The sequence below is a fragment of the Candidatus Paceibacterota bacterium genome, assembly GCA_035583355.1.
In the GTDB taxonomy this organism is placed as follows: domain Bacteria; phylum Patescibacteriota; class Minisyncoccia; order Phycocordibacterales; family UBA6899; genus JAJZQJ01.
Genome location: DATEZQ010000002.1, coordinates 41392 through 53774 on the forward strand (window position 1 = coordinate 41392; position 12383 = coordinate 53774).

12 protein-coding genes are annotated in these 12383 nt (G+C 47.1%); 3 read left to right on the forward strand and 9 right to left on the reverse strand.

Annotation, left to right across the window (positions count from 1 at the left end):
• The 6 genes from VJ579_01240 to VJ579_01265 all read right to left on the reverse strand — a co-directional run bounded on the left by VJ579_01240 (nucleotide 1) and on the right by VJ579_01265 (nucleotide 5569).
• Complete coding sequence (locus VJ579_01240; protein HXK37673.1) at nucleotides 1-483, reverse strand: prepilin-type N-terminal cleavage/methylation domain-containing protein; 483 nt, start codon at nucleotides 481-483, stop codon at nucleotides 1-3.
• A 19-nt stretch (nucleotides 484-502) separates the two neighbouring features.
• A complete protein-coding gene (locus VJ579_01245) occupies nucleotides 503-1135 on the reverse strand; it encodes a hypothetical protein (GenBank protein HXK37674.1) in 633 nt (210 codons plus the stop codon).
• Between the two features lies 1 nt (nucleotide 1136).
• Complete coding sequence (locus tag VJ579_01250) at nucleotides 1137-2348, reverse strand: type II secretion system F family protein (protein ID HXK37675.1); 1212 nt, start codon at nucleotides 2346-2348, stop codon at nucleotides 1137-1139.
• 12 nt (nucleotides 2349-2360) lie between these two features.
• Entirely contained in the window at nucleotides 2361-4070 is a 1710-nt protein-coding gene (locus VJ579_01255; GenBank protein HXK37676.1) for a type II/IV secretion system protein, read from the reverse strand.
• Nucleotides 4071-4128: 58 nt separating this feature from the next.
• Nucleotides 4129-4809, reverse strand: coding sequence for a hypothetical protein (locus VJ579_01260; protein HXK37677.1), 681 nt, complete (start codon nucleotides 4807-4809; stop codon nucleotides 4129-4131).
• Nucleotides 4810-4870: 61 nt separating this feature from the next.
• Nucleotides 4871-5569 (reverse strand): prepilin-type N-terminal cleavage/methylation domain-containing protein, encoded by a 699-nt coding sequence (locus VJ579_01265; protein HXK37678.1) that lies wholly within the window; start codon nucleotides 5567-5569, stop codon nucleotides 4871-4873.
• Nucleotides 5570-5725: 156 nt separating this feature from the next.
• Between VJ579_01265 and VJ579_01270 the strand changes: the two genes are divergently transcribed.
• From VJ579_01270 to VJ579_01280, 3 genes are read left to right on the forward strand one after another with little or no spacing between them, the layout of a single operon-like run.
• Nucleotides 5726-7114 carry a hypothetical protein gene (locus tag VJ579_01270; GenBank protein HXK37679.1) on the forward strand — a complete coding sequence of 463 codons (1389 nt, stop codon included), beginning with the start codon at nucleotides 5726-5728 and terminating at the stop codon, nucleotides 7112-7114.
• Between the two features lie 16 nt (nucleotides 7115-7130).
• Nucleotides 7131-7718 (forward strand): hypothetical protein, encoded by a 588-nt coding sequence (locus VJ579_01275; protein HXK37680.1) that lies wholly within the window; start codon nucleotides 7131-7133, stop codon nucleotides 7716-7718.
• 10 nt (nucleotides 7719-7728) lie between these two features.
• Nucleotides 7729-8139, forward strand: a complete 411-nt coding sequence (locus VJ579_01280) for a hypothetical protein (GenBank protein HXK37681.1) — start codon at nucleotides 7729-7731, stop codon at nucleotides 8137-8139.
• Between the two features lie 145 nt (nucleotides 8140-8284).
• Here VJ579_01280 and VJ579_01285 read toward each other — a convergent pair whose 3' ends face one another.
• From VJ579_01285 to VJ579_01295, 3 genes are all read right to left on the reverse strand, one after another.
• Nucleotides 8285-9100: a TatD family hydrolase gene (locus VJ579_01285; GenBank protein ID HXK37682.1), complete on the reverse strand. Its 816-nt coding sequence runs from the start codon at nucleotides 9098-9100 to the stop codon at nucleotides 8285-8287.
• A gap of 286 nt (nucleotides 9101-9386) precedes the next feature.
• Nucleotides 9387-10049 carry a hypothetical protein gene (locus VJ579_01290; GenBank protein HXK37683.1) on the reverse strand — a complete coding sequence of 221 codons (663 nt, stop codon included), beginning with the start codon at nucleotides 10047-10049 and terminating at the stop codon, nucleotides 9387-9389.
• Nucleotides 10050-10247: 198 nt separating this feature from the next.
• Nucleotides 10248-12383: hypothetical protein (locus tag VJ579_01295; protein HXK37684.1), on the reverse strand; the 2136-nt coding region annotated here is incomplete at its 5' end.

The following is a 12383-nucleotide window of genomic DNA, read 5'->3' on the forward strand; positions in this document are numbered from 1 at the left end:
TTAACTTTCTACACGCGTCACCACTACTGCGCCGTTCTCATTCACTACCGCTTGCAATCGCGTAGTACCATATCCAAGCACAAATGTTGTCGTTGATGCAGAACCTGTAAGTGGCGCAAACTCGATGCTTTTTGGGTTACTCGATGGATCGAGCCACGAGACTCCAAAAGGAAGCATATGGGTCTCCGTCTGAAATACTTCAGCAGAAAGATCACGCGTCGTCGTAGCATAAAATTCCCATGTCATGTTTTGAGGAACAGCACGTACGCCCCATGTCATACCTCGATCACCAACAATCGCTCTTCCACGCGCAGCTTCAATATCAGCAACGAATGATTTCATCGTACTTCCTGCTGCTACTTCTACGATTGATGAGCGAAAATAACTCACTCCTGCAGCAGAAAGTATTGCAATGACGGCAATAACGAGGAGGACTTCAAGAATAGTGAATCCTCGTGATGAATTGTGAAATTGAATAATCATGATCTTTTTTCCGAAATAATTAGCAGCCAGTACAGAGCTGTAGCGTATCCCCCACTTGAATATTGCTTCTCCCCGAAATCGGTACAGTTGCGGTTTCGCAGTATGCGGAACTTGAACCAGTGACCCCCCATGCAGTCTGCCCACAAACGATATTGCGCCATCTCGTGATGATGGTCTGGAGCCTGAGCGATTCACCCTTCCCCCAGGTTACCGTACCGTCGATAACAAGCGCACCGGCATCATTACGAGAGCTCGTCGTCGCGGTAAGTGTGAGGGGTGTAAGTGTACCCCCTATGGCCCTCGTGGCATCACGTACTGTGAATGATCGTTCATAAGCGACCCCATCGAGGGTAACCGTTGCAGAGCCTGTTGCAACCTGCAGCTGCCCGCCAACCTGTGAAATTGCATACGGGACACCACGAGAAAGCGAACCAATGTTATCCCAATGCTCCTCTGAGGATGCACGCACGAGAGTGAGCAATTCTTCAAGCATGGCAGTACCTCCCGCCCGTGTGCGTGATGCCTTCTCACTCACAAAACCAACCGAAAGCGCTTGTGCAATAATCGTCGAAATGGCAAGAAACAACGCAAGTGCAATAAGCACCTCTATGAGAAGAACACCTCCTTGCTGCTGTCTAAGTGACGTTTGCATGCTAGGCAACTTTTGTCATCAGCTGATAAATTGGCAACAAAATACTCATCGAAATCAGTCCAACTACGGCCCCCATCGCAAGTAAGAGTATTGGCTCAAGGAGCGTCGTCATGTTACGTAAGAGATAATCAACTTCATCATCATAGAATTCTGATACTTCTACAAGAATGTCCCCAAGCTTCCCAGTCTCCTCACCTACACGAGTGAGACCCACTACAATATTTGGAAACAACTCGGGATATTTTTCGAGCTCAACAGAAAGTGGTGCACCACCCATCACCGCGGTGCGCGTAGTCAATGTCGCACGCTGCATTGCGAGATGCCCAACACTTCCCGCCGTAGTCTCAAGTGCTTCCATCATAGGGATTCCCGCAATGAGCAAGTTTCCGAGCGTGCGCGTAAAGCGTACAAGCGCTACTCCATGAACTACCGTGCGCGCAACGGGAGTGCGCTCGAGAATTTGAGCAAAAACAGATTTTCCACTTGGAGATTTTCGAAACCACACAATAACCGCAGTAATTAAAAGAAGAATAATTCCATCAAGCCAAATGCTATATGCGAAAAGGTTTGAAATAGCGAGCACTATGCGGGTAAGAATTGGTAGCGTCACCCCCGACTGAGTGAACGCACCCGAAAGACGAGGAAGCACAAATACCATCAGGAGCAGCACAACAAGCAGAGAGCCCACGACGAGAATAAGTGGATAGACAAGCGCGGCACGCACACGCTGTCGCAAGCCAAAGTCACGCTTTAGATATTCTGAAATTAGCGCAAGTGTCTTCCCTAGTGTTCCCGAAATCTCACCCGAGCGGAGCAAACCAATGAATGCGGGATTGAAATACTCTTTGTACGGAGTGAATGCCACTGAAAGCGTCGCACCGCCGCGCACTGATGCTTCAACTCCAGCGATCATGTCACGCATACCGGAATGCTTATTGTCTTTTGCAAGCAACGCAAGTGCATTGAGGACCGTCACACCAGCCTGAAGCGCTATGCCGAAATTTCGAATAAAGAAAAGAATATCTGCGGAGGTTGGCGCGCGCTCAGAAAAACGGCGAAAGCCAGAAATCGCCTCATTCATCTCTTTTATTTCAATTGGAGTGAGATTGCGCTGCAAGAGAAGCGCCACTGCACCATCTTTCGAAGGAGCTTCTATGCTGCCTATTGCGTCTGTTCCACCCTTCTTGATTGCTTTGTAGGAATATATCGGCATTGTTTTCAATATTTATTCACGCGCAACTCGAAGCACCTCCTCGACGGTTGTTGCTCCGAGCTCAACTTTTCGCAATCCATCTTCAAACATCGTAACCATCCCCTCCTTGATCGCTTGCTTGCGCAACGCTGATGCATCCTTACCTTCTACAATGAGTGCACGCACCGCATCGCTTACAGGGAATACTTCGAAAATACCCATCTGCCCAAGATAGCCTGACATGCCACACACCTTGCACCCCTTCCCCTTGTAGAGCGTCTCAGGCAGATGGGTAATATGATCTTCTTTGCGTGCAGCAAGTTCTGCTTTGATGATTGCATTCGTTGCCTCATCAGCAGGATATGAGGTGATACAGGTTGTACAGACACGACGCACAAGACGCTGGGCAACAACGACATTGATGGTGCTTGAAAGGAGAAATGGCTCTGCACCCATATCGATAAGTCTCGGAATCGCGCTTGGCGCATCAGTAGTATGGAGTGATGAAAGCACACGGTGCCCTGTAAGTGCTGCCTGAATTGCGATTTCAACAGTATCATTATCACGAATTTCTCCGATCATAATAATGTCGGGATTCTGACGCAAGAGTGCACGCAGACCATTCGCAAATGTAATGCCTGTTTTTGTGTTGACCTGTGTTTGATTGATGCGAGGAAACTCATATTCAACGGGGTCCTCAATCGTTGTAATATTCACGTCTGGCGTATTGAGTATTTGGAGTAACGCGTAGAGCGTAGTTGTTTTTCCATGCCCCGTGGGTCCAGTTACGAGAATGAGCCCGTGGGGGCGCTTGATCTCGAGTTCGAGTGCGGAAATTGCTGATTCCCCTAACCCGAGATTTGCCAATGAGAGTGGCCGCGCTGAGGAGCGCAATAGGCGCATCTCTGCCTTCTCCCCGTGGAGTACGGGAATAATATTGACGCGAATATCCGTTGCTGCGCCTTCTTCACCTTCAAAGGTAAAACGACCATCCTGAGGAATACGGTGTTCATCGATCGCAAGATTAGCGAGTACTTTGACACGCGCAATGAGCGCCGCAATCAACTCGGGAGGAAGTTGTAGCACCACACGCATCACCCCATCAACACGAAAACGCACGAGCATTGCATCAGGTAGTGGTTCAAAGTGGATATCCGAAGCATTAAGCGTTACCGCGTGATCAAGAATCTTATTGAGTATCAATGTAATCGAAGATGAAGTCGCCTTTCTTGTTAAGGGCTCGTTAGACTCCTTGCTTGCAAGAAGTGCTTGCCCTTTGAGCTCCGTTTCAAAATCACCGCCAAATGAAGGTTGATACTGCTTGAGCCCAAAATGAAAACTCGAGAGGCCCATAAATGCGGGCTCTACCCAAGCAGAAAGTAATGCCGAAACATACGCACGTGCACCATAGTCGAACGGATCAAGCATAGCGAGCTTCGCAACACGCTGCTCGTCATCATAGTCATAGAGAATGACACGTTTTAGCTTTGCGACTGATTCAGGGAGGCGGTTAAGCACACTCTCATCAATCGACAAACGGTGAAGATTAACAACGGGCACATCATAATATGGCTGAAGAGTTTCAAGGAAAATATCCTCAGATATCGCCCCTCTCCCAATGAGCACATCAGGAATAGTATGACCTGAATGCACCGCCTCTTGCGCTGCACTGTCAAAATCCCCCTCGGTCACGAATCCAGAGCCTACGAGAAAACCGCGGAGTGCTTCTTTCGCGATATGCATATACTAAAGTATACCACATATACAAAAGAGTACCTCGCGGTCTCATGGGGACAAATTATTACAATCCCGAGAACTTTAACGATGCTATTAGCGGACAAAGAGTGGCGATGTAATCACCAAAAATGAACACCATAAAGAAGCCTATTAGGATTGATGGGTAGAGTGCCGTGCGCCCACCCCGACTGACCGTAACGACTACAACGTTGAGCAAAAATACGAGGAGCGTTGCGAGGATAAAGAGAAGCACATTTGGCCACGTGATAATAAGACTCCCGGCAACAAACAAATGAATATCCAGAGCTGAGAGCAGTGCAGGTCTCATCTTTCGGAGTGCGCGCAGGAACACGTAGAGAACAAGCGCAACAGCTATCCCCCAGAATAAGCCCATCCAATATCGCGAGAGCATGTAATGAGCAAAGTATCCATGTCGTAGCAAAAGTAGTGGCGTAAAAAGCTTAAACAATCCAGGGAGAGGAACCGAGTCAGGTAGTGGGAGGTATGTCAGTGGAGCAGTAAAAGGATTTCCTGCCCAATGTATATACTGACCCACAGCAAGAATGCCTCCATAGGTTACGCGAGCAGCAATATAGCCTAAATGCAACCACGGAAAACGCAGTCGCAATAAGTTGGGCTGTAAGACTTTGAGTAAAATGAGTAAAACGTAAAGTGCCAAACACGCTGTACTCCAATACGCAAGGAGGTGCGCGAGCATATTTGCCTGCGAGAAAGTTCCTAACATATTATTTATTATAGCAACATACGAATGAATATACAAAAAAGGCGCAAAGCGCCTTTTTGTACTAGAAACCCCCGGTCCCAAGAATACGTATATTTGTTCCGACTTCAAAGAGATTATCATTGTCTCCCCCATCAGACTGCATGCGATTTGTCACCTTTGTGAATTCATCACTTTCGAGTCGTGCATCAACCTCGTAAGTAAGATTCGTCGAGTTACATGCATAACGATATACAAAGTCTGTACTCGTTGGTGCGGTGAGTGTTGTAATCTTATTTACTGGATCAACAGGGAGATTAGAAATTGGTGAACCAGAAGTAAGTGCTTCGAAGTTTACCGGAATCCAGCCACCACCATCGACGCGCGAAAGGTTTGCTTGAGTAACCTGCGCTGCGGTTGGCTGCACAGCAGCACCAGCAACGGTCACGCCAGTAATACTACCTGAGTCAGAAGGCAAGCTATACCAAACTTTATTTCCTGACACCCAAGCAGATGACGTGCGACATAATGCATTGATTGTCGACGTACCACTACCGTCAAGGTTTGGTGAAGCTATTGTCGTCGTATAAACGCCCATAGCAGTTTTGAGCGTATTAAGATCAGAGATGCGCTGAGAGTCACGAGATTTTCGCAATGTTTCCACGGGATTGATCACGATGATCAACATCACCGAAAGAATTGCGATGATTGCGATCACAATGAGCAACTCGAGGAGTGTAAAACCCTCATGCTGCCTCTCCTGTTTTACAAATAGAGATTGCATATAGAATGAAGCACGTAATAATTATTAAGCGTAAAGCTCATACGCTTTACTTATGTATAGTATACCATACGCTAGTCACAAGTCTAAGTAAATACTTACGTTCTGTGGATAGCACTGTGCATATGTATAGTATGTGTTACGTGGTATACTTTTGTTATGATGCGTCAAGCAATTAAGCGAATGCGTTTTTTGCTCAATGCACGCGAAAAAATTGCGGGTGTTTCTTTTACAGATGGGGCGATATTTTGTGTACTTGAGGGGAACAGAGGAGCAGATGAACCAGCACGCATACTCACACACAAACTCCCTCCCCGAGTCATTATTGATGGCATTGTGATTGACCACAACCTGCTCGCAAGAGAACTTGAACAAGTGCTTCGCGAACTAAACACGCAAGTATCTTTCGTAAATCTTTCCCTCCCCTCTGCACTCATATTTTCAACAATCCTTCATCTCCCCAAAAGCGTAAATAGCGCAAATGATTACAATAAAGCACTTGAGCTCATGCTCGATGTCGAGCTTCCCTGGAAGAGAGAGGCGGCATATACCGACTTCAACATCACCGAAAGTGACGCCGATCTTCGTGCAAATATTTTCTCCATACTACGCTCTGCGGCAGATCCCTACATTCTCGCGGCCGAGCATGCAGGGGTAGAGGTCCTCGCACTGGAATTTGACGCAGCAAGCACTGCACGCCTCATGGAACAGCAAGCGAAGAATACTCTTTCGGTGAGTGCGACAACAACCCATGTTAGTATTTTTGTCACTAAAGACAAAACTGTCCGCTTCCTCTTCACTCTCCCCCTCGAGCGGGTCCCTGATGAGCAAGCAATGCTTCGTGAACTCACACGCGTACGAAACTATTTTGCAACCGAAACAGGAGAGGAAATCAATGACTCCCCCTCGGATGTACCATTAAATGCCTCCGCACGCTCTCTGCTGGGCAAGTTTGAGACTGATATTAGTGTCTACCCTGCCGCAGGCGCAGCGATCCGAAATCCCATTACGACGCAAACAACAAGAGAGCTTTCCTTACTACCTCTTCGTTCTGATGAGCTCTACAATCTCCATCGCATTGCATCAGGCCTACAACTATTACGACAGGCGACTATTGCGACCTGTCTCATCTTGCTTGGTGCAGACATCCTCCTTATGCAAATTCTTGGAGTGGTCTCAAAACAAAGCATCGCCCGCGCAACAAACGCACCTCATATATATTCCAATATTGCAGAAATTGATAAGGAAACTGCAGCACTCGACAATGCATTACTTGCTGCGGATAATATTGGCACTCACATGAAGCGCTACAGTTCCGCACTAGACCTTATCGACCATATTGCTACTGATGGTATTACAATTACTTCAATAACAACAGGCAGCGGAAGCGGACCCATCACCATTTCGGGAACTGCAGCGACACGCAATCAATATAATTTTTTCCGCACGAGCATCGTCGCAACAGAACAGCTTGAAGTGCTCAGCTTCCCACTTGGTGGGCTTGATACCTCGCTCAATATTCCTTTCACGCTCACCGTTAAGATATAGATCACACAACATATCCATGTCATCATTGCTCGACAAAAAAACATTCCGCTTCCGCATCATTCGCGAGTCAACACTAATCCTCGTGATCATTTTGTGTACCTACATTGTCAGCAATCAACTTCGTGATCGCATTGGGCAGATTAACGGGACGATAATTTCAGAAAACAATCTCTATGGGCTCACACAATTTCGTAAGGAAACATTCGATATACTTGGGGAGCATCTTCGTTCAATGAAAGAACTCCGTGAGCAGATCACGCGTGCGCTTCCGCCAACAGAAGATATTCGTGAGTTTCTGAAGATCCTAGAAACCTACGCACTGAAACATGGCGTTGCTGCGACTATCGGCGTTGGTGCAGCAACCATTACAAATATCAAAACAGACAATATCTCCCTTCAAGCAATCACCATACACATTGACGTTACGGGTGAGCTGAGTGCAGTGCGCGCGTATATTCGAGAAATTGAACACCTTCCCTATTTCTTCACCATCACGAACATCGATGAGAAGCGCGATTTGAATCAGCCCGCATTCAGGCATACCATTATTGCGGGCACACTCTGGACGAAGCCCGAACAAACACTCACGCAGCGACAACAATAGCACCACAAATATGCAGCTCAAGGCACCTAAGAACTTAATGCGACTAATCCTTCCTGGATTATTCCTTACCTATATCGCCGCAACCATTCTTGCGTTTCTTCTGCATGCACAATATTTCAACGACGTACTCGCAAAAACATTTGCAGAGCCTTCATTTCCGACACAGGTTGCAGTAAATTTACCACTGCTCAATCGAGTTGCACTCCTCATTCGTCTTGACCAAGATAACATTGACTCGCTGAGTGCCTCTGCAGTCCGCAAGGCAACAACCACTGCATCTACCCCGGAAGAGAGCACGGCCGGCGGGGTGCCAGTAAACGCACCCCCAGGTGCACCTCTTGAAATGACCTCACCATCTTCTACCCTACAGATTAACTCAACGACCTCCACAACATCAGCACCTCGCACAAGACAACCCTAAGTGCCTCAAAGGATGTTGCATGGATGGCGTCATAGCGCGAGTACATACCAAACCGGAAAATAATAGAGCTGAAACAAGCTTTCAGTCATTGCGAACAAAACTTGAGACACCCTGAAAAACAAAAACATACCAAATTGGTATGTTTTTAAATCGCGAAAAACTTTTTCGCATTCATATTGATCTGCCTCCTCATGACCTCCGGATCCTCGCCACGAATACGTGCAATGGCAGCATACACTTCGCGTACATACTTTGACTCATTGCGTTTCCCACGATAGGGCTTTGGTGCAACATAAGGTGCATCAGTCTCTGCGAGAATAGATTCCTTTGGCATATAGCGCACCACTTCATCGTAGTCCGATGAGAACGTCAGGACACCCGTGAATGAACACGTGAAGCCCAGATCAAGAAACTCTTTCGCAATCGCGATGTCACCCGCAAAGAAATGTGCATTTCCACGTATCTCTGGACCCGGTGCACGACTTGCCTCTTTAAGTTGCGCAATGATATCTTCATATGCATCCATCGTTCCCTTCGTTGGCCTTCCGTGGATCATAAGTGGCTTATCCACCGCACGCGCGATATCAATCTGCTCTGCGAAAAGATGATACTGACGGAACTTCTCCTTCTTCTCATCGCCGGACCAGTCGCCTGCTTGTGGCCAGAAATAGTCCAGTCCGCATTCGCCGATAGCAACCACTTCGGGAAGCTTCGCCCATGCGCGGTAGCGGTCATTGTCGAAGATTTCGGGATGACCATCAGAGGGATGCTGCCCGATAACGGCATAGCGCCCCTCCTCGGGATTCGCAAGTGCAATTGCCTTCTCATTCATCACCACATCAGTTCCGATGACGATCGTCGCGATATTGAGCTCCAAAAGCTCCGCCTTCTGCTGTTCGCGGTCACCATCAAACGCCTTATCATTCAAATGCCCATGGGCATCAATATACTCAAACTCCATACCTTCAGCATACCAGAATTCCCCCTCCCCGCCACCTCCCTCAAATAACAATCATAAGGATAGAACGTTTACCGCGACCGCACTAAACGTCCTATTTTATTTTCTTTTTCATCACCCTTAAATCTCATATTCGAGAGCTGTAAAAAATTTTGAATCAAAAACAAATTTCCCTGCTCAATGAACAAAAATTCTAATGCCTAGTTTTATGTAAAATATATTTTCTGATCAATAAAACTAATTACCGTATCTAATACATCATTATTCTATCTACTCAATAACTGCTGCACTATGCGACGGAAACTCCATGATAAAGTGTGGACTGATATATTCCACAATGGATATATCTATCTATCTCAAGCAGCCTCGCTGCCTTTGCGATAAATTCAGCTACATTTACTTTTCCAATAAAAAATGATTTATGCAGCAAGCGAAAACCTAAACGCTTCACGAAATGTCTAAATAGCGCCCGCTTCTTTCTTAGTGCCTCAGGAATATCCCAAGAAATAATATGGGTCCTGTCGTCAAAATGATCTACCGCGGTAGCTTCTCTTGAAATGCGCTCTAGCTTACTCTCATCACTAAAACGCTCCTGAAGTGATATCCCCTTTTCTGTGAATTTGAAGATAACAATTTTCTTTTTATCCTCAATTGCAGTAGTTCTGTAGAGATATCCTTGTTTTTCAAGTAGCTTAAAAGCGCGGCGACGCTGAACCGCATTGATTATTTCTCTCGTCTCTGCTCCAGCATCTTTCAGAGCATGCCACTGCCGCCTTAATGTATTCGGTCGAGCTTTCCTTCCTAAATCTATACAATATGCGAGTAGAAATGCCTTCATGTTATGCCCAATACGACCACGTAAAGGATCTTCTGTGTAAAAGCTTCCACCAGATGAGTTCCCCAGTTTAAGTACCTGCTCAAGTTCAACGTCTGAATTTTTAACCTTCTTCATAACAAATATATTAATAAAGCCACTGCGTCGGAACGCGTGGCATGTGTATTCTTATACTATACAACTGAATAGTATTTATGTAAGGCACTTATCCACAGAAAAGGACGTTTAGTGCGACCGCACTAAACGTCCTTTTCTGTTTGGGCTGTTCAATATCAAATAACGCCTTGCGGCGCTATTTTTGGGTGATGACTGATATCACGATTCAATTGTGCTTATGAATAGGAGCAAGTCAGGAGTAGATGAAACTGGAGCTTGGTCCGAAATGGAGTCAGTAATAGCTTGGGCTCCGTCGACGGTTTGCGGATTCTCTTCCCCCTTTACTGCCGATGGCTCTACACCTACTGTACTCTTATCAGTCTGCATGACTGCTTCAATACTTGATTCGCTTTCTAGACTGGGTGTCGATTTCAGTTCCTCAGATACAGTGGAGTTACCACTCGTATCCCCGATACTAAGCATTGCACTAAATGAGGTCGCAGTATCTTGTGTGGGCATCGACCAAGGCACATAACCTGCATCACCCGGGTAATTCCCTACCATGTACGGGCGCATGAGGACACATGAGCCGATTGAAGTAACGACTCCTGAACACTCTCCGCGCGTGAAGTTCAAAACCTCAGTATCTACTCCTTCCTCCTGAAGGCTGCTCGTATAATTGAAGCGGATACTGCCACTACTTCCGTTAAGCTCAGGGAGAACGGTTGCCGCATATTGCTGTGTCATCTCTACTCCTCCGTTCATTGAAGTCGTAGGCGGCTCATTCACAAGTGCGCCTGGAGTGCGAAGAAGCACATACTGCCGCGCAAGAATACTTAATACGGGGAACGGAGTACGCACCGCATCCATGAAAATATCAGTGATACCAAGATCAACAGGGACAAAGCCCATCATATTAGATACCTTGAACCACGAGGCCTCCCCTGTAGCACCAATGTAATACTCGGTAATCTGCATACGCTCCTCGAGCGGATTGCGCCCCCACATGGTTATGGGGAATATTGTCGGTCGTGGCGCCCAGCCGTGGCCACAAGTTGCATTCAATTCTTCAAGAGTGATGCCTTCATAATACGCGGGACCATCATAGCAGAACACACCCGGCGTACTAGTCGCAGTACCTCCCCCATCACCAACAGGCGGGGTAGAAGATGCGGTTGAAGTAGCAGATCCGCCTCCTGTTTCTGAAGGAGTACTTGTACTTGTCGAAGTACTTGTCTCACCTGCCACTACAGGTGGAGTTGTTGTTGCAGTAGAGGTGCCGAGCACATCACCGGGTGGAGTTGTAGGTGGAGTGCTTGTGCTCGTACTTGATGCAGTATCACCAGGAGGAGTAGTGGGAGGAGTTGTTGTGCTCGAAGTTGAGCCTTCGCCTGGAACGGACGGAGTTGTGGTTGCAGTACTTGTGCTACTTCCATTGTCTTGAGTGATTGGCGGAGTACTTGTTGCCGTGCTTGTTCCTGTATCTGAAGGAGTTGTTGTTGCAGTGCTTGTTCCCGCGACAACAGGGGGCTCTTCCCATGATGGATCAAGTGTCCCTGGGGGAAGGCCGTAAAACTCAGAACAATCTTCTGCATTCCGTGAGGCGTAATAGATACGACAATCTTGTGTACCTGCCGAAGCAACAACTCCAAATTGATCATCTGGTCCGATATATGCATCACCCCCACTTTGTCCACTCAAGTAAAGCGAGCTCCCACAATCAATGCCCATACGATAGATCTTTCCACCAAGCCATTCCACAAGTGAAAATGTGTCCGTCTTGAAATAGTCACAAGATGGAGGATCACCCGGTGCGGTACCATCCTGATAATACGTAAGATACAATTTTCCAGACTCCAATCGTATTCTTGCTGCAGGCGTATTTATGCGTACGATGCCGCCACGGATAATTACCGGGGCATTCAAAAAAGCATATGGATCACGCACGAGCGTTCCTTCGGGATGCACGAGGATATATGGAACAGTCTCGATGATGGGACGAGTTCCAGGAGAGGAATAGCTTCCAAATTCCTTATTCGTACTGATCATCCCTGTCTTCCAAATATTCAGTGTGCCGTGCACATGAACCACCGTCTGCCCTGCTCCACCAAATATTGCCGCATCGGGAATCGCGAGAATCCACGGATGAGCATTATCGACTCTCCAGTCTGCGCCCTCTGGGATATTCACTGTCCCCGTCACATAGTTCCCGCGAGGAAGAACTTCGCTAGGATATATTCCGGTGACCAACTTCCCTTCATAGATGTGATAATTCCATGCCTGATTCTCATAGCCGATGGTCGATGCATTTTCATACTGTGTTGGCGTCTCGAGCGCTCGCGCACGGACCCAATA